Genomic DNA, 19,021 nt, shown 5'->3' on the forward strand with positions numbered 1-19,021 from the left:
AATTAATACTTATGGCATGAGGTGGTATTTATTTTAAACTTAAATGATGTAAAGAAAGATATATTAAAACTCAATAAAAAAGACTCATGTGTTCTATATAATGAATCTATCGATAATATAAATAATAATTGTATATCAAGTGGATTAAACTTTTTAAAAGAAGCAAGAGATTTAAGCCCAAATGATGTAGATATTTTAAATCTTATAGGTCTTGTAAACCTACTAAAATGTAATTTTGATGAGGCTGTAGAAAGTTTCTATAAGAGTTCCCTTTGCGAAAAAACTGCTCTGTGTGAAAAGTATATAAATATGCTTACATCTGAGGAGTTTTTAATTTTCTTTGAAAAATATAATCAGCTTATAAGATTCATAAATAAAGGAATGTACAAAGAAGCTATACAAGGTTTTAAATTTATAACTGAGCAATATAGTGACTTAATAGAGCCTTATGAGTTACTTGCTTTGATTTATGATAAAGAAGAAGATTACATAAAATTTGATGAATGTTTAGAAGTTTTAAAAAGAATTGATAAAGAAAATCATTTATTAAACCAAGAGAATAATATATTAGATACATATAATAAAAAAATTAAAAGTAATGCAGATGTAGATATTTATGAAAGTGAATTTTCACATAAAAATATTAAACACTCTAAATTTGATGGAACTAAAGATGTTGTTAAGAAAGATAATATAACTGAAAAACAGAAAAATTTAACTTCTAATGAGAAAAAAAGTATTAAAAAAAATAAATATCTACATTTAGCAATAATATTAGGTATATTATTAATAGGACAAAATATATATAGCTCTTATAAGATGAATAATTTAAAAAATCAGATGTCTGAAAACACTAGTGTTAAAAATGAAGAAAAATTAAATTCTAGCTTAAATGATAAAGAAAATAAGGATAAGACTTCTAATGCAAATAATAATGATAGAAGTGATGACAAAGAAGATGTAAATTCTGAAAAAAATACTGTAGACAATGAAAGTGATAAAAATACTGATTTATTTACAGAAGATGAATTGATGTCTAAAGCGAATAATTTAAAGAAGGAAAAGAAAACCAAGTCCTCTATACAATTATATAAAAAGGTAGTAGATACTGGTGAAAATAAAGGCAATACATCAGAGGCAACTTATCAAGTAGCTATTCTTAGTGAAAAATTAAAAGACTATAATACTGCTGAAGAATATTATAAAATGTATGTAGAAAATTACTCAGAAGAAGATGCCTATTTTGATGAATCGTATTATAATTTAGGTATGATGTATTATAATAAAGGTGATTTAAAAAACTCTAAATTGACATTAAAAAAACTAGTTAATAAGGTTCCTAATAGTATGTATAATAACTCAAAGGTAAAGGAAATTTTAAAAGAGGAATAAAAAAATAACTAAGAAAAATAAATTATTTTATTTTAAAATAATTTGTTTATAATATATTGACATACTATTTTAAAAAATTTAAAATAGTAATTATAAAATGAGGAGGGATAAAAATGGAGTTTGAAAAAGGAAGTATTTCAATTCATACAGAAAATATTTTTCCTATAATTAAAAAATGGTTATATTCTGATAAGGACATATTTATAAGGGAGCTTATCAGTAATGCATGTGATGCAGTAAGTAAACACAAAAGACTTATATCATTAGGAGAAATATCAGAAAATAATCCATCAGATTATAAAATTACTGTATCTGTAAATAAAGGTGAGGGTACACTTAAATTTATTGATAATGGAATAGGTATGACTGAGGAAGAAATAAAAAAATACATAAACCAAGTTGCCTTTTCAGGTGCAGAAGATTTCTTTAATAAATATAAGGATAAAATGGAAGAGTCAAATGACATAATAGGTCATTTTGGGTTAGGATTTTATTCTGCATTTATGGTGTCTAAAAAAGTACAAATAGATACACTTTCATATATGGAAGGAGCAACTCCTGTAAGATGGATATCTGAAGGTGGTACAGAATATGAAATATCTGAATCAGATAGTAGACATGACAGAGGAACTACGATAACACTATTTATTGATGATGATAGTAAGGAATTTTTAGATGAATTTACTGTAAGAGGAATAATAAACAAATACTGTTCTTTCCTACCAGTAGAGATATATTTAGAAGATGTTGAAAGGTTAGAAAGAGAAGCTAAGGAAGCTGAAGAAAAAGCTAAAAAGCAAAAAGAAGATGGAAAAGAAGAAGAAGTTATAGATGCAAAGGTAATTGAACCATTAAATGATACTAATCCTTTATGGCTTAAATCTCCAAAGGATTGTACTGATGATGAGTATAAAGAGTTTTATAGAAAAGTATTCAATGTATTTGATGAACCTTTGTTTTGGATACATCTAAATGTTGATTATCCTTTCAATTTAAAGGGTATACTTTATTTCCCTAAATTAAAAAATGAATTTGAATTGACAGAAGGAAAAGTAAAATTATATAACAATCAGGTCTTTGTAGCTGACAACATAAAAGAAGTTATACCAGAGTTTTTACTTTTATTAAAAGGTGTAATAGATTGCCCAGATTTACCACTAAATGTATCAAGAAGCTTCTTACAAAATGATAGAGATGTAAGTAAAATTTCTAAACATATAATTAAAAAAGTAGCAGATAAGTTAAAATCTCTTTGTAAAAATCAAAGGGAAGAATACAACAAGTTCTGGTATGATATACAAATATTCATTAAATATGGTTGTTTAAAAGATGAGAGCTTCTATGAAAAAGTGAAAGAATGTATATTATTTAAAACTATTGATGATGAGTATATAACACTTCAAGATTATTTAGAAAAATGTAAAGAAAAACATGAAAATAAAGTATTCTATGTAAGTGATAAAGAGCAACAATCACAATATATAAAATTATTTAAGGAATATGACCTAAATGCTGTGGTATTAAATTCATCAATAGATACTCATTTTATTTCATTTATGGAATACAAAGAAAATGGTGTTAAATTCAACAGAATAGATGCAGACCTTTCTGATGTATTAAAAGACAAAAATGAAAATAAAGATAGTGAAGAAAATAAAGAAGAGATAGCTAAGATAGAAGGGTTATTTAAAGAAGCTGTCGGAGAAAGAGTGAAAAATTATTCTGTAGAGGGATTAAAAAACGAAGAAACTCCAGCTATGATTTTAGTATCTGAACAATCTATTAGAATGGCAGAAATGCAGTCAAGATTTGCTGGAATGGATTTAGGAATGAGCTTTGAGGAAGAAAAAACTCTTGTAATAAATGAAAACAGCCCGATTATCAAAAAATTAGTTTCTCTTAAAGATGATGAAGAAAAGAAAGATAAAGTAGCACTTATATGTAATCAAATAGCTGATTTAGCTTTACTTTCTAATAAAGAATTAAAGCCAGGAGAATTAGATTCATTTGTACAAAGAAGTAATAAACTTATGAATATGTTAATAGAGTTATAGACTTAAAATATAGGAAAATAAAGTTTAAAAAATTTGTATGATACAAAAATGAAAAGAGTTGTCTTAAGATGATTGAAATTATCTTTAGATAACTCTTTTTTATTTTTATAATTTTTAGTTAAGTTTTAATCATTTAATGGTACTTCAGCAAGAAATATATTTGATTAAATAGAGTTAACTTGATATGAAATAAAATAATACATATAATTAAGTAAAAGATTATTTTATAAATTATGTTTCAATACATAATTATACTTTTATTAAAAAATAAAGTTATTACTAAAGTAGAAAAATAGGAGGTTTTAGCATGAATTTTAATTATAGTTTGCCAGTAAATATTTTATTTGGAAGAGGAAGAATTAATGATGTAGGAATAGAAGTATCTAAATATGGTAAAAAAGTATTAATTGTAACTGGGAAAAACAGTACAAAGAAAACAGGGTTACTTGATAAGACAATAGATTTGCTAAAAGGTGCTAAAGTAGAATATGAAGTTTTTGATAGAGTAGAGCAAAATCCTCTTATAACTACTATATATGCAGGCGTAGAAGCTATAAAAGAAACTGGTTGTGATTGTGTTTTAGGTCTTGGTGGTGGAAGTATAATGGATGCAGCTAAAAGTATAGCTTTTTCTTATAAAAATCCAGGTGATTTAAATGATTACATATTTGGAATTAAACAAGGTGAAGAGGCCCTACCTATAGTTTTAGTTCCAACAACATCAGGCACAGGTAGTGAAGGGAATTGTTTTGCAGTGCTTACAAATTCAGATACTAAAGATAAAAAATCTATAAAAAAGAATAGCATGTATGCAAAAGCCTCAATAATTGACCCAGAGCTTATGGTAACAATGCCAAAACATATAATTGCATCAGTTGGATTTGATGCACTTGCTCACAACATAGAAGCATATCTTTCTAATGGAAGAAATCCTCTTGCAGATGTACAGGCTATCTATGGGATTGAACTTATATCAGAAAGCTTAGTAAATGTATACAATAATTCTGATGATTTAGAAGCTTGGGAGAAAATAACACTTGCAAGCACTATTGGTGGGATGACAATTGGTACAGCTGGAACAACTCTTCAACATGGAATGGAGCATCCTGTAAGTGGTCTTAAAGATGTAATGCATGGAAAAGGGCTTGCAGCTTTAACACCAACTATTGTAGAAAGTTCATGGGATAGTGATATTGAAAGGTTTGGAAATATATCAAAAATATTGGGTGGAACTTGTGCAGAAGATTGTTCAGGTGCAGTTAAAAATTTCCTTAAAAAGATAGATTTAGATATAAAGCTAAGTGACTTAGGTATTGTAAAATCAGATATTGATTGGTTAACTGATAACTGTATGAAAATATCTGCTACAAATATTAAGAGACATCCAAAGACTTTTAATAAGGAACAAATAAGAGAAATATACTATAAATCTTTGTAAATTAAATTTATAAATTAAATTTTAGATAAAAATTGGTTGTGTTAGTTGTTATAAGTAAATAAACTTGTAATTAGTTAATGCAAAAAAATAAATTTATCTCAAATGTTTATTTTACTTTCTGATAAATAAAGAAACTTAAAAAGGGGAAGATTAACTAAGTAATATTTTATAAAAATCTTCATTTTAAAAACTTTAAGTAGAGGTGAAATAAATGTTTAATCCTAAAAGAATAATATTTGAAAAGGGTAGCTTAGATACTGATATTGGGAAAAACATATATGATAAATTTAAGGATAAAAAAGATGTAGAAATAATTAAGATATCATCAAATAGGATTAAGGAACATATCCCAGGAGAAAATTTATATGAACAATATAGAAATGGAAAACAAACCATGGTAGTTGGTACTAGGAAAAGCTTAAAATTTCAAACATGTAAACCTTCTGCTAATTATCAATTACCACTTGTCAGTGGATGCATGGGAAGATGTGAATATTGTTATTTAAACACACAACTAGGTGATAAACCCTTTATAAGGGTGTTTGTAAATATAGATGAGATACTTGAACAAACAAAGAAGTATATTGAAGATAGAAAACCACAAGTAACCATATTTGAAGGAGCAGCTACATCAGACCCTGTTCCAGTAGAGCCATATACTAATTCATTGAAAAAGACAATAGAGTTTTTTGGAAAAGAAGAAAAGGGAAGATTTAGATTTGTTACTAAATACAGTGATGTAGATAGCTTGTTGGATGCTGAGCATAATAACCATACAGAGATAAGATTTAGCATAAATACACCTAGAATTATAGATGGACATGAGCATTATACAGCTTCTGCAAAGAAAAGAATAGAATCAGCTGTAAAGCTTGCAAAAGTTGGATATCAGATTGGATTTATAATAGCTCCTGTGTTTTTATATGAAGGTTGGGAAGAGGAGTATAGAAGTCTGATTAGAAGTATAAAAGAAGCTCTTCCAAAAGATTTTGATAGAAAAATTATATTTGAAGTTATATCTCATAGATATACAACTAAAGCTAAAAATAGAATATTAGAAATTTATCCAGACACATTATTGCCAATGGAAAATGATGATAGAAAGTTTAAATATGGTCAATTTGGATATGGAAAATATGTATATACTAAAGAGCAGTTGGATGATATGAAGGAATTTTTTAGTAAAGAAATAAATACAGTGTTTAAAAACAATTTAATAAAATATATAATATAGCAAATCTTCAAATAAGATTTGCTATATTTTATTTTTACTGCAATACTTTATGTTTACAATAAAATATTGTAATTGTCATATAGCCTATTATTAATATTACAATATTTAACATAGAGTAGAGAACTAATAACCACTTATGATATTACTTAGAAGTGGGAGAATACTTGTCTAAAGATAAGTTAAATAAGTTTAAATAATCTTGTTGGTAAGTATTGTAAAGATTAAAAAAGGCACTGTATATCAAGAAGAATTTTTATGATTTTGATAATATAAATATAGAAGCTTAAGATAACTATAAGGAGGAATTATAATATGCATGCATGGGAATCCATTCAAACTACACTAGACTTGATAGAAGAAAGGTTATCAGAAGAAATATCTATTGATGATTTAGCAAATGCAGCTAATTTATCACCATTTTATTATCAACGATTATTTAAAAGGTTAGTTAATAAGACCGTAATGGAATATATAAAGCTTCGTCGCCTTGCAAAAGCTTCAGAATACTTAGCAGAAAATAAAAATCGTATACTTGATGTAGCTTTAAATTTTGGATTTGATAGCCATGAGACATTTACACGTGCTTTTAAAAAAGCATATGGATTAACTCCAGAGGAATATAGAGCAAATCCAGTAAAACTTAATCAATTTGTTAAGCCAGAATTAATTTTAAATTATGTTATGGTTGATGAAGGTGTGCCACTGATTGCCGATGATATAGTAATTGAAGTAACTCGCAGAAGATTGAGTAACTCAAGGACTTTTATTGGAATAGAAAAAGAAATACCTATTTGCCAGTTGATGGGTGGTGAGACAACTGGCATAGCGATAGCAAAGGAATTATGGATGAAACTTGGAAGTCAAAAACACAATATACCAAATAAAATCCCAGGTGGAAATGAATTTGCTGCTCTTTATATGGGAAGTGCAAAAGAAGGTAATTGTATGTATATGGCAGGTATAGAAGTGGAGCCAGGTACATTGGTGGAAGGATATAGTATTTTTGAGTTACCTGCTAAAGAATATTTAGTGTGTGGATTTGAAGCAGAAAATTTTAATGAGTTAGTTGATTCAGCTGTTTTTAAAGCGGATAAGTTTATGGAAAGATGGATGAAGAATCATAATTTAATAGCCACTGATTTTGCGATTGAAATGTATTATCCTACTACACCTGAAGTGGCATATATGGAACATTGGACTATTCCAGTGTCTATTGAACAATAGAAAGGGTGATGAATATGGATTGGCAAGATATGTTTTTTCAAGATAATAAACCAACACCTGAACAAATCAAAGCGTTTATAAATAGTCCATTATGGGACAATCTAAATAATGCTTTGACTTCAACTTATGATGTAGAGCCTAAGCTTGAATATAGTAAATGTTCAATGCAAAGAGGTTGGAATGTAAAATACAAAAAAAGAGGTAAATCATTATGTACTTTATATCCACAAGAAGGTTCTTTTAAAGCTTTAGTCATTGTAAATGAGAGTAATAGAGTGGAGGTTGACTTATTTATTAATACTTGTTGTGATTATATCAAACAAATATACAGTGAGATAGATTTTTTTAAGGGTAGTAAGTGGTTAATGATTCAAATAGATAATACATCTGTGTTGAATGATACACTTGAACTGATTAAATTTAGAGCTTAATATATAAAACAGGATGACTTATATACTCATCCTGTTTTATATATTAACTTTTAAAAAATATTTAAAATATAATATGGTAGATACACCATTTCAAATTCTTAATTATTTTTCTAAGCAATATAGTTTTAATTTTATCATCTATTAATTGTAATATTGAAATTATTTAGTTTTTTATAAAATTATAATTTAAACTAAAAATTTTTGTAAACGTACTATAAATGGCTCAATCAATATAAAAGTAATTTAGAACTTGAAAACATTAAATTAGCAGCTTTGATAACTAAGATATATGAAGAAAAGAATGGGTTTTTTTGGCTCTTTAAGGATGACTCTGCAGTTAAACTGAGAGTATAAACTTAATGTCAATCACAAGAGAGTGTACAGACTAATGAGAGGCGTAGGTTTAAGGTCTGTTTGTAGAAAAAAGAAATTCAGTTATGTTAAATGTACACCAGAAGTAATCGCTGGAAATGTATTAAGTAGAAAATTTAGTGCAGATAAAACCTCTTAAAAATGGTTAACAGATGTAACTGAATTTAAATTAACCAATGGGATGAAGGTCTATTTAAGTGCAATTCTAGATTTAGGCGATAGAAGTATAATTTCATATGTAACAATAACTTGGTGTTCGAAACTTTTGATAAAGCAATAGAACTATATCCAAATGCAAAACCTATTTTTACATGTTTTAACTGTATAAAACAGTGGGTACAGTTCACGAAAGAGTAGCTTTAGTTTTGAACTAAAAGTTAAGTTCAAAAAGAATAATCAATAATTTCTGGACTCTACTCTACAACAATAAAGTATAGTCCTTCTTGATTTTTATTATACCACAAAATGTAAAATAACGATTAGATTTTGAAGAGCTACTTCTATATCCATATTTAAATTTATGAAGTCCTTTATTAGATTGATTTTTGCCGATTTAACTGTTCTATATAAATTAAACTAAGAAATTATTTTACTTAAAATAAAGTAAGGTATGTATTATTTTTATTATACCATAAAACATAAAATGGCTATTTTTAGATTGATATAAATATATAATAATCTGTTTTAGATAAGAATGAGCTAAAAATTAAATGTAGAAATATTATTTTAAAAACCACTTTTTTACATCTAATGAAAAGTGGTTTTTAAAATGAGCAAATTATTAAAATTTACATAAAAAGTAATTTTATTTTACTTATATACCATAAGGACTACTCTTATATATATTAAAACAGGTATTTTATCAATATTATGGACAAATATAAAAAGCCTCTATGTCTAGAGATTTATGTATTTATAGACTAGTTAGAACTTTCATCATAGTTATTAGTTTTGTACTCTCTAGTAAATAAGAATGGTAAAAACAATATAGCATCAACTAGAATACTCCATAATAGTGATTCTAATGTAAATATAGATTCGGTACCTCCTTTAAGTATAATATAAACATTGTTATTTACTAAGTGGATTAATATTGGTGCCCAAAGGTTTTTGGTCTTCATATAGGTATATCCTAAAAATATTCCTATAAAGGTACAATATGATATATGGGAAATAACACAATAAAATGGGGTTTCGGGACTGTACAAAGTGACACAAAGAGGAAAATGCCAAATTCCCCATATAAAACCTAAAATTAATACACCAAATTTTTTGCCATAAATCTTTTGTAGTCTAGGTTGAAGAAAGTATCTCCATCCAAATTCTTCTCCAAAAAATAAATTAAAACCAAAACATAAATTTATAATTATATTTATAAATACTGTGAAAAATTTATTTACAATATTAATTGATAAACCTTCTTTATCAATAACACTTCTAACTATAATTAATATCAAGAATATTAATAGAATACCTAAAACTTTTTTGAAATTTTTACTTAAAGATAAATTTAAAACTTCAAATTGAAATTCATTGTAAAGAACAACCGCTAAAAGATAAAAAGATGTTAATGTATCTATTGTTGAAGAAATAATACTACTATGGATTAAAAATGTTTCAGCTATAGATATTACTATTCTCACAATTGTAGTTATAGCAAAAAACTTTAAAAATTTATCCACTGTTGAATCAAACTTGTAATTAGAAACTTTTTTTAGGACAACAATTGCTGAAAATGCAGGAATATACATAAATAATACGGAGAAGCTTGATATAAGTTCACTATTATTTGGTTTTGATATTGACCAAAATAAAAATATTGATGTAAAAGCAATCAGTAAAAAATTTATTAATAAGAAATAGTTTATTTCTTTTTTTATTATTTTGATATTATTTGACATATTAATTCCCCTTATCTTAAATTTTAAAATTATATATAATAACAAATTTTATATAGAAATAAATATATATAGCAAATATTGAAAACTAACAAAAATATTTTTATATATTATTAAAGAACTAAAAAAAAGTTTGTAATGATTGTATATTATATGATTAAGTTATTTTTCGACATTCCTTACAATTAAGTCCGCATGTGTTTTTCTCCTGCATATTAATAGCGCCCCAATTAGCAAATTGTTGTAAAATAGGCACAATACTTTTGCCTTTACTTGTCAATGTATATTCAACTTTTGGAGGAATTTCATTGTATTGTTTACGATGAACAATACCATCAGACTCTAAATCTTTTAATGATTGAGCTAGCATAGTATTTGTAATTCCATCTAATTTTCTTTTTATACTACTATACCTAATTGGATTATCAACTGCTAACATACATATAATAGGCAATTTCCACTTTCCACCAACAATATCTAATGCGTAACGTATAGGGCAAGTTAATCCTTCAGCATTTTCAGTTATATTATTTTTATTATCCAAACTCATTTTAATTCACTCCTCAATTCCAATAGTATCTTTTTTATACTTTATCAGAAAAAACTGCATACTTGTTTTTTTCTTATTTTATATTAAAATTATATCAAAGGATAATCCTTAATACAAGTATTTAAAAGGGGTGTAGTAATTATGAAAGTATTAGAATTTTTGAACAAAGCAGGAGTTTATTATTTAGCAACAGTTGATGAGAACAATCAAGCACATGTGCGTCCTCTAGGATTTGTTATGGAATATGATGGCAAACTTACATTTTGCACATCTAATCAAAAAGATATGTTTAAGCAACTTATTTTTAATCCAAAGGTTGAACTTTGCTGTATAGACCAAAAACTTAATACTCTACGTATTTTGGGTGAAGCAGTATTTGTTACATCAAAAGAAACACAAGCTAAGGCACTTGAAATAATGCCAAGTTTAGGTCAGATGTACTCTGTAGGAGACGGTAAGTTTGAAATATTCTCTATTGATAAGGCAAAAGTTAGTTGTTGTTCAATGAGTGGTAAAAAGATTGATGTAGAGCTTTAATTATAATAGAATCGACATTCATATTGAAAATAAAGAAAACGATATTACTGAAATGTCGATAAATTTAACTTAAATTCAATAAAAAAGATTTTTAAATAGTGAATGTATAAAAATATTTAGTTATTAGAGTTGTATTTCAACAATGACATATTGTCTTGAATAATTACATAATAAAAATAAGAACAATTAAAATTTGTTTTCTGATGAAGTAAACTTTCTTTAAAAAAATATTTTAACTACGAGTGACTTTTCTTAAATATGAAGAAAATATGATAATTATAAAAAATTGCTACTTATTATTTGTATATTTTTTCATATAAATAATAAGTAGCATAACTTTATAAATTAATAGTGATAGAATATAAACTAATAGATAAGATATAATTTTAAAAGGAGTGATATAAAATGAGCAAATATAGTTCTTTATGGGAATATGTCAAGAAAAATGGTAATCAATCATTTAAATTAACTTTTGAAGAAATAAAAGATATTGCAGGAATAGAGATAGACCATTCGTTTTTAAAATATAAAAAAGAATTAAATGAATATGGATATCAAGTAGGAAAAATCTCTTTAAAAGAGAAGTCTGTTATTTTTAATAAAATTGATTAATATATTAATAATTACATATAATAAAATAATTTGTATTGACTAACATTAAAATTAAAAATAAAGTAAATCTTATATAAGACTTACTTTATTTTTAGTTGATGCCTTTTTAAGGTTTATACTATAAGGTATATATAAAACTGCACCTATTAAAAATGTTATAATTTCTGTTACTGTCATAGACCATATTAGCCCATCAAGTCCATAAAAATAATTAAGCAATATTACTATAGGTATATACAATCCACCTTGGCTTATAGACATTATACCTGTTTCAATGCCTTTTCCTGATGCTTGATATATTGTCATAAATAAAGATGTAACTCCATTGAATAAGGCAGATACTAACATAGCTACCAATACATACGTTCCTATTTCAATAACTGACGTATCAACTGAGAATGTTTGTATTACTTGGGTTCTAAATATATAAACAACTCCTGAAAATACAACTGCGATTACAAATATGAATAAAGCAGAATACTTTATACTTTCCTTTAAACGAGGTATATTCTTATTAGAAAAATTATATGCTATAAGTGGCATTACACCTAAAACAATACCCATAACAAAGAATTCTGGAATTTGAGCAATTCTAAGTGCTATACCAAAACTAGCAACTATGTTATTTCCATATTGCATAGAGTAGTTATTGGATAATAATGTGGTCACAATTAAGAAAGAGCATTGGATTAATTGGGATACACCAACTTTATATATTTCAACTTGACTGTTTATGCTGATTTTTATGTAATGTAAAAACCCTCTAAGGTTCTCGCTTTTAACATTTAAATACCAAACATAATAAGCACTAGATGCAATGTTAGAAAGTATCATTGATAATGCAGCACCATACACATGCATATTAAGAACTAGTATAAATAAAACATCTAATATGATACTAACTATTACACTTACAAACATACCATACATAGATTCTTTTGATGCACCTTCAGACCTTACAATTTGTTCAAGAGAGAAGTTCAATATAATAGAAAATCCGCCAACAAATAGTGTAATTGCATATTGTTTTGTATATTCAAATGTAGTCATATCGGAACCTAATAATCTAATAATAGGATTCATTAGTAAGTAGCCAATTAGACCTATCAATAGACCTGTTATAATACTTGCATAAAAAGTATATCCAGCAATTTTCTTGGCTTCATCACTATTATTTTGTGCAATTAGCCTAGTTATGAATGTACTACCACCAACGCCAAACATATTTCCAAAAGCCATTAGAATTGTAAATATAGGGAGTCCCAATGTTATTGCACTAAGCATAGCTGTGTCATGAACTAAACCTATAAAGTAGGCATTAATTACATTATAGATAGTTCCAGCTGACATTCCTATCATCATAGGAATAGATAAATAAAGAATAGTTTTTTTTATTGGTTCTTCTTTTAAATATTTAATGTTTGATTTTTCATTTTCCATGTTATCCTCCTAAATAATATGATTTATAATGATAAGGCACCTTATGAAATATATTATACAGGTACCTTAATAATTTTGCAACATATTTATTAAGGTACCTGTATATTTATTTTATATTTAGACAACATATGGATTTAAAAATGAGGTTTTTGAAAATAGGAGTTATTTTAATGAATATGGAATGTAGGGTATTAAAGAGATGTATAAGACTTTAAAATAAATAAAAGAGTAAAGTGATAAGATAATAAATATCTAACCATTTACTCTTTTTGTTTTATTTATTTAACTCTTTTTATTTTGAGTTTTAGAAGTGAATAAAATATACAATAACTATGGTTTCTTTTATATTTTATGACTACAATACATTTTATTCAAAGTAAAATAAATCTTCAAATTTTTTATCTAGAGCTATACATAAAATAAGTGCTAATTTTGCTGTTGGATTAAACTGACCTGTTTCTATTGAACTAATAGTGTTTCTTGACACGCCGACCATTTCAGCTAGCTGACTTTGAGATAATTTTTTCTCTGTTCTTGCTATTTTTAAGTGATTTTTTAATATTAATTCTTCATTCATATTGCTTACCTTAATGATGATAAAACAAAATTAGTTAATGAGAATATAGTTGTAATTAAGAAACCAATAGCCAAAATTAAATTCTTTTTTTCATGTGTGAATTGGTATTTTGCTATATTTTCAGCAAGACCAAATGTCCAAAATAAAGCAGATACTGCATCACTCTTTTGTCCAATAAAGGCGTTAAATATTACAATGAAAGCGAAGACACATATGAAAATTGAATATCCTATTTTTCTGCCTTTATTTTCAATATACTCTAAGCCTTCATCTTTAGTGGATTGACGACTCTTACTTAAAATTTCTTCTTTATTCATGTAAGATACCTCCTATTTGGATGCCAAGTTTACTTGGTACTTTTATTATACTTATGACAAGTTTACTTGTCAAGAACTTTGACAATAAAACTTGAAATGAGTATAATAAAAATCAATAAAAAAAGACAAACTTAATTAAATTAAAAATGTCTTTTTTATTGAAATACTATAATAATATTCTATTGAACTAATAACCAAATTTAAACTTAGAATCTAACATACAGTCTTTATTATCTTAGCAGGGATACCTGCAACCACAGTATTTGGAGGTACATCATTTGTGACTACTGCTCCTGCAGAAACAACAGTATTTTCACTTACTGTAATATCTGGCATAATCATTGCTCCTGCACTTAATCAAGCATTCCTCTTTATAACTATGGGTGTAGACACAGTGGAATGTCTTTCTGAGGGCTCTAAAGGAGGGTTTATTGTTATAAGATTTACCTTAAGGTCCAATCAGTACATCATCTGCAATCGTAATTCCACTTCTATCCATGAATGTACAAGCATGGTTAATAAATACATCCTTTCCAACTCTTATATTTTCTCCAAAATCTGTATAAAATGGTGGTATTAAATATAGGCTTTCATCAACATTAACACCTGTAAGTTTAGAAAACAATTCCCTTATTTCTTTTTTAGTATGATATGATTTATAAACTGTATAATATCTCTACATAAAACTCATTATGTTTTACTCAATTCTTAAATAGAGTATACTACTTGGAGTTAACTACAACACAAGCCTTTTTTTATTATTTAAGAATAAATAATTAATTTTTATTAAAAAATCTATAATTAAATATTAATATTAGTATTGTTCATATAGAATGATTCATCATGTATGTAAACTAAAGTTTACATGTTTCAAACTTTGCTTTGTAGAACCATTGAGTTTAATACTTTATAATTGAAATATAATTATTTTTACATTGAAAGGAGTTTAATATATGAATTTAGGAGACAAGATTACAAAACTAAGAAAGAAATATAATTATTCTCAAGAATTGTTGGCTGAAAGACTAAATGTATCTAGACAAACTATTAGCAAGTGGGAATTAGGGCAAGCTAAGCCAGACTTAGAAAATATAAAAAATATATCAAAGCTATTTAATATTACTTATGATTACTTAATCGATGAAAGTAATTTATGTTCTAAAGATGTAACTGATAATATTAGTAAGGATGTTGACTGGACAAAAGCATGGAGCTCTAAGTATCCTATTTTAGAAACATATGTTGACATAGAAGGGATAGAAAAGTATCAAATAGCTATTGAAGAATTATATTCAAGATTTGAAAAGGAATACAGGATGAGCAATGAGAATAATGTACTCATATTAAAAGATATTTTATACAAGACGTTTAAAAAACATGATAAATAAAAAATATATTTGGATATATTCATATGTGGTTTTGTATAAAAATGTGGAAATGATTGGAATAAATAAAAAATTATATAAATTGAATTTAAAAATATATTTAAGCAGGTATCTAAGATACCTGCTTATTTGTTTCTCTATGGTTGATTTTTTCATCAAAAGTCAACTTCAAATCGCTTGTTAGGTTTATGGATTTAAGGATATAATTATACAAAGGAGGTGTTGATATGAATGAATTAAACATTGCAAAAACACTAATTTTAAAGCGTAAAGAAAAAGGAATTACACAAGATGAACTTGCAAATTATATAGGTATCTCTAAAGCTTCTGTGTCTAAATGGGAAACTGAGCAAAGTTATCCTGATATCACTTTTTTACCACAACTCGCGACATATTTCAACATTACAGTTGATGAATTAATTTGCTACGAACCACAAATGATTAAGGAAGATATTAATAAACTATATCAGCGATTGTGTAAAGATTTTACTGTTAAACCATTTGATGAAGTTATGGATGAAATAAGAGAAACCATAAAAAAATATTATTCATGCTTTCCTTTGATTTATCAGATGGGTATTTTGATAATTAATCATTATGATCTTGTAGATGAAGAAAAACGTGAACTATTAATTAGTGAAGCATTAGAAATTTTTATTCGAATACGAGGAACAAGTGATGATATAGAAATTTGTCGTCAGTCAAAAGGTATGGAGGCAACTTGTTATATCTTGTTAAATCAACCTATAGAAGTTATTGATTTATTTCAAGATAGCAATTTTCCCATGGTAAATGAAAGCATACTTCTTGCACAGGGACAAATGATGAATGGTCAAACTAATGAAGCTAATGAAACGTTACAGATTGGAGCATATCAGAATCTTACATTATTAGTTCAAGATTTAGTGGGACTTCTGCAAAACTCAGATAAATCACAAATTGAAGAAATAGAAAGACGTATTTTAATAATTTCAGATACATTTGACCTTAATGAATTATCTCCTGGTGTTATGTTTTCTGTATATTTGACTCAGATACAAATGAATTTAATACATGGAAATACTAAAGGAGCTATTAAGTCGTTACAAAGATATGTAGATTTGGCAATAAGTGATATATATCCAATTATGCTACATAGTGATGACTTTTTTAATCATATTGATTGCTGGATTTCTGAGATTGGAACAGGTATTACACGTGATGATACAATTGTAAAGGCAGGTATTGTTGCTGCTATTAAGAATAATCCTATGTTCTCTGTATTAAATGAGAACAAAGAATACAGATTTCTTATAGAAAAATTATCTTTATTGGAGGAATAAGATTATGGAAAATTTAATGGAATATCTACCACTTTTACTTCCTGTTATTATTTTAAATTTAATACTTGTAATTACTGCACTTATTCATATAATAAAACATCCAAATTATAAAATTGGTAATAAGGCAATATGGATTATTTTAGTGCTATTTATAAGTATAATAGGTCCAATTTTATATTTCACTATAGGAAGAGGTGATGAATGATGAATATTGTTTCAATAAATGGGTTATCAAAAAGTTTTGGTAATCGAAAGATAATAGATAAGCTAAATCTTACTGTACCAGAAGGGTCAGTATTTGGATTTGTAGGTAAGAATGGTGCAGGCAAGACTACAACAATGAAAATGGTGCTTGGGTTACTTGAAGCAGATAGTGGAACTATAAATGTTTTTGGTGAGAAGGTGACTTATGGAAGAACAAGTTCTAATCGCCATGTAGGTTATCTACCTGATGTTCCAGAGTTTTATAACTATATGAGACCACTTGAATATCTTTCTCTTTGTGGAGAAATCACAGGGCTTTCAAAACAAGAAATAAAGTTAAGAAGTGAAGAGTTGTTGACACTTGTGGGACTTGGAAATGAAAAGAAACGAATAGGTGGATTTTCTCGTGGAATGAAGCAACGTCTTGGGATAGCTCAAGCATTACTTTCACGCCCTAAATTACTTATTTGTGATGAACCAACAAGCGCACTTGACCCTGTTGGGAGAAAAGAAATATTAGATATTATGTTTAAAATCAAAGACTCAACAACTGTAATATTTTCAACACATATACTGTCTGATGTTGAAAGAATTTGTGACCATGTAGCTATATTAAATAACGGAAGCATTGCTCTTAGTGGTACACTTTCAGAAATAAAAAGTATGCACGGAAAAGATAGACTTTTATTGGAATTTTCAAGTAATGATGAAATCCAAGCATTTAAGTCTAGTAGTAGCATTAAATCCTTACTTAAAGATTCAGAAGAGACTAATATGGAAATTATTTTCCATGGTAAAGATATAAAATCAATACAACAAACAGCCATATCTACACTTGCAGAAATGAATCTTTGTCCAATAAAGATGGAATTAATAGAATTGTCACTTGAAAATTTATTTTTGGAGGTAGTAAAGTGAGAGAATACATAGCATTTACAAAAAAAGAATTTGTAGAGAACGTAAGAAATTATAAATTATTTAGTTTGATTATTTTATTTTTAATATTTGGAATAATGAGTCCTCTTTCTGCTAAATTTATGCCAGACTTGATTGCTCATTTTGCCCCAACTTTAAAAGTTACTGCTCTACCAACTGCTTTAGATTCTTGGACACAGTTTTCTGGCAATATTTCTGGTCTTGGAATGAGTTTAACTCTAATTATTTTTTGTAATATTTTATCAAACGAATATTCTAAAGGGACACTTGTCATTATGTTGACTAAAGGATTGTCACGTTCGTCTGTAGTATTGTCTAAATTTTCTATTGCAGTAATTATTATGACCATTGGTTTCTGGCTGAGCTTTTTATGTACTTATGGTTATACAATGTATTTTTGGCCAACTGCAAATCTTAATCATGTTGTATTTTCAGCATTTAACTTATGGATAATTGGTATTATGTATATTACTATATTAATTCTTGGATGTGTACTATTTAGACCAGCATTTGCAAGTGTATTACTTGTATTAGTAGTAACTCTTGTTTTGAGTTTAATTTCTATTCCTAAACAGGTTGCACCTTATACGCCTAATTTCATATTATCAAAAAATATAGATTTGATTTCAGGTAAAGTGACAGCTCCAGAATTTATTATTCCAATCATTGTAACAATTATTATTTCGATAGTGTGTCTGTTATCAGCTGTTATTTTATTTAATAAAAAACCAGTTTAATGATATCTTTATTATAAATGTAAATAGCACTGTATTGTGTAAAAATATACTTAGTAATATATAAGAATATATCTAAGTAAAAAAGACTTGAACTTAAGTTTCAAGTCTTTTTTTGTTTTAGTCGTACTCATTATATTTTATAATAATTAAATTATTAGCTTAAGGAATTGTTTAAAAATAAAAAAGGAGATAGATTATAATCTAGTGATTATCAGTTATTTAAGATATGCTATAGTATATAGAGCCTAAACTAATAAAGAATTAAAAAATGTAGTAAGGAGTTAAAATAATATTGTTTTTATTAAATAAAGATAAGAATCTTTAATTGTGGTAAAATATACTAAAAAATTACTTTAAAAGT

Annotated in this window: 20 protein-coding genes and 1 pseudogene; 14 read left to right on the plus strand and 7 right to left on the minus strand. The window is 26.6% G+C overall.

Annotation, left to right across the window (positions count from 1 at the left end):
* Positions 1–21: 21 nt before the first annotated feature.
* From IC219_RS22045 to IC219_RS13960, 7 genes and pseudogenes are all read left to right on the plus strand, one after another.
* Positions 22–1,392: a tetratricopeptide repeat protein gene (locus IC219_RS22045; RefSeq protein ID WP_227831407.1), complete on the plus strand. Its 1,371-nt coding sequence runs from the start codon at positions 22–24 to the stop codon at positions 1,390–1,392.
* Positions 1,393–1,505: 113 nt separating this feature from the next.
* Positions 1,506–3,446 (plus strand): molecular chaperone HtpG, encoded by a 1,941-nt coding sequence (gene htpG, locus IC219_RS13935; protein WP_227831406.1) that lies wholly within the window; start codon positions 1,506–1,508, stop codon positions 3,444–3,446.
* Between the two features lie 307 nt (positions 3,447–3,753).
* Positions 3,754–4,884, plus strand: a complete 1,131-nt coding sequence (locus IC219_RS13940; protein ID WP_227831405.1) for an iron-containing alcohol dehydrogenase — start codon at positions 3,754–3,756, stop codon at positions 4,882–4,884.
* 211 nt (positions 4,885–5,095) lie between these two features.
* Positions 5,096–6,118, plus strand: a complete 1,023-nt coding sequence (gene splB, locus IC219_RS13945) for a spore photoproduct lyase (protein ID WP_227831404.1) — start codon at positions 5,096–5,098, stop codon at positions 6,116–6,118.
* A 312-nt stretch (positions 6,119–6,430) separates the two neighbouring features.
* The gene (locus IC219_RS13950; RefSeq protein ID WP_227824811.1) at positions 6,431–7,342 is read left to right on the plus strand and encodes an AraC family transcriptional regulator; all 912 of its coding nucleotides are present in this window, start codon (positions 6,431–6,433) and stop codon (positions 7,340–7,342) included.
* Between the two features lie 14 nt (positions 7,343–7,356).
* Entirely contained in the window at positions 7,357–7,773 is a 417-nt protein-coding gene (locus IC219_RS13955; RefSeq protein ID WP_227831403.1) for a DUF3788 domain-containing protein, read from the plus strand.
* A gap of 361 nt (positions 7,774–8,134) precedes the next feature.
* Positions 8,135–8,284, plus strand: a pseudogene (locus tag IC219_RS13960) (IS3 family transposase); the annotation flags it as partial.
* 781 nt (positions 8,285–9,065) lie between these two features.
* On the opposite strand, the gene IC219_RS13965 reads toward IC219_RS13960, so the two are convergent.
* Together IC219_RS13965 and IC219_RS13970 are read right to left on the minus strand one after the other, a co-directional pair.
* The gene (locus IC219_RS13965; protein WP_227831401.1) at positions 9,066–10,046 is read right to left on the minus strand and encodes a CPBP family intramembrane glutamic endopeptidase; all 981 of its coding nucleotides are present in this window, start codon (positions 10,044–10,046) and stop codon (positions 9,066–9,068) included.
* A 154-nt stretch (positions 10,047–10,200) separates the two neighbouring features.
* Positions 10,201–10,593 (minus strand): winged helix-turn-helix transcriptional regulator, encoded by a 393-nt coding sequence (locus IC219_RS13970; RefSeq protein ID WP_227831400.1) that lies wholly within the window; start codon positions 10,591–10,593, stop codon positions 10,201–10,203.
* A gap of 141 nt (positions 10,594–10,734) precedes the next feature.
* Here IC219_RS13970 and IC219_RS13975 point away from each other — a divergent pair, with 141 nt between their 5' ends.
* Both IC219_RS13975 and IC219_RS13980 read left to right on the plus strand, forming a co-directional pair.
* Positions 10,735–11,130, plus strand: a complete 396-nt coding sequence (locus IC219_RS13975) for a pyridoxamine 5'-phosphate oxidase family protein (protein WP_227483421.1) — start codon at positions 10,735–10,737, stop codon at positions 11,128–11,130.
* A 405-nt stretch (positions 11,131–11,535) separates the two neighbouring features.
* Positions 11,536–11,742 (plus strand): hypothetical protein, encoded by a 207-nt coding sequence (locus IC219_RS13980; protein ID WP_227434701.1) that lies wholly within the window; start codon positions 11,536–11,538, stop codon positions 11,740–11,742.
* A 69-nt stretch (positions 11,743–11,811) separates the two neighbouring features.
* Here the strand turns inward: IC219_RS13980 and IC219_RS13985 are convergent, their stop codons facing one another.
* The 5 genes from IC219_RS13985 to IC219_RS14000 form a co-directional block, all read right to left on the minus strand.
* Positions 11,812–13,182, minus strand: coding sequence for an MATE family efflux transporter (locus tag IC219_RS13985; protein ID WP_227831399.1), 1,371 nt, complete (start codon positions 13,180–13,182; stop codon positions 11,812–11,814).
* Between the two features lie 367 nt (positions 13,183–13,549).
* Positions 13,550–13,759, minus strand: coding sequence for a helix-turn-helix transcriptional regulator (locus tag IC219_RS13990; protein WP_021382875.1), 210 nt, complete (start codon positions 13,757–13,759; stop codon positions 13,550–13,552).
* Between the two features lie 5 nt (positions 13,760–13,764).
* Positions 13,765–14,076 carry a DUF6442 family protein gene (locus IC219_RS13995; protein WP_227434703.1) on the minus strand — a complete coding sequence of 104 codons (312 nt, stop codon included), beginning with the start codon at positions 14,074–14,076 and terminating at the stop codon, positions 13,765–13,767.
* A 213-nt stretch (positions 14,077–14,289) separates the two neighbouring features.
* Positions 14,290–14,412, minus strand: coding sequence for a hypothetical protein (locus tag IC219_RS21770; RefSeq protein ID WP_255613004.1), 123 nt, complete (start codon positions 14,410–14,412; stop codon positions 14,290–14,292).
* A 112-nt stretch (positions 14,413–14,524) separates the two neighbouring features.
* Complete coding sequence (locus IC219_RS14000) at positions 14,525–14,701, minus strand: hypothetical protein (RefSeq protein WP_227434704.1); 177 nt, start codon at positions 14,699–14,701, stop codon at positions 14,525–14,527.
* A 328-nt stretch (positions 14,702–15,029) separates the two neighbouring features.
* On the opposite strand from IC219_RS14000, the gene IC219_RS14005 reads away from it, so the two are divergent.
* The 5 genes from IC219_RS14005 to IC219_RS14025 all read left to right on the plus strand — a co-directional run bounded on the left by IC219_RS14005 (position 15,030) and on the right by IC219_RS14025 (position 18,660).
* Positions 15,030–15,464: a helix-turn-helix domain-containing protein gene (locus IC219_RS14005; RefSeq protein ID WP_227831398.1), complete on the plus strand. Its 435-nt coding sequence runs from the start codon at positions 15,030–15,032 to the stop codon at positions 15,462–15,464.
* A 224-nt stretch (positions 15,465–15,688) separates the two neighbouring features.
* The gene (locus IC219_RS14010; RefSeq protein ID WP_227831397.1) at positions 15,689–16,783 is read left to right on the plus strand and encodes a helix-turn-helix domain-containing protein; all 1,095 of its coding nucleotides are present in this window, start codon (positions 15,689–15,691) and stop codon (positions 16,781–16,783) included.
* A gap of 4 nt (positions 16,784–16,787) precedes the next feature.
* A complete protein-coding gene (locus IC219_RS14015) occupies positions 16,788–16,988 on the plus strand; it encodes a PLD nuclease N-terminal domain-containing protein (protein WP_227434707.1) in 201 nt (66 codons plus the stop codon).
* Positions 16,985–17,905, plus strand: a complete 921-nt coding sequence (locus IC219_RS14020; protein ID WP_413926951.1) for an ABC transporter ATP-binding protein — start codon at positions 16,985–16,987, stop codon at positions 17,903–17,905. The genes IC219_RS14015 and IC219_RS14020 overlap by 4 nt, the downstream gene beginning before the upstream one ends.
* On the plus strand, positions 17,902–18,660 hold the full coding sequence (locus tag IC219_RS14025; RefSeq protein ID WP_227483414.1) for an ABC transporter permease: 759 nt from the start codon (positions 17,902–17,904) through the stop codon (positions 18,658–18,660). The genes IC219_RS14020 and IC219_RS14025 overlap by 4 nt, the downstream gene beginning before the upstream one ends.
* Positions 18,661–19,021: the final 361 nt, after the last annotated feature.

It is taken from the genome of Clostridioides sp. ES-W-0018-02, assembly GCF_020658175.1.
Classification (GTDB): Bacteria; Bacillota; Clostridia; order Peptostreptococcales; family Peptostreptococcaceae; genus Clostridioides.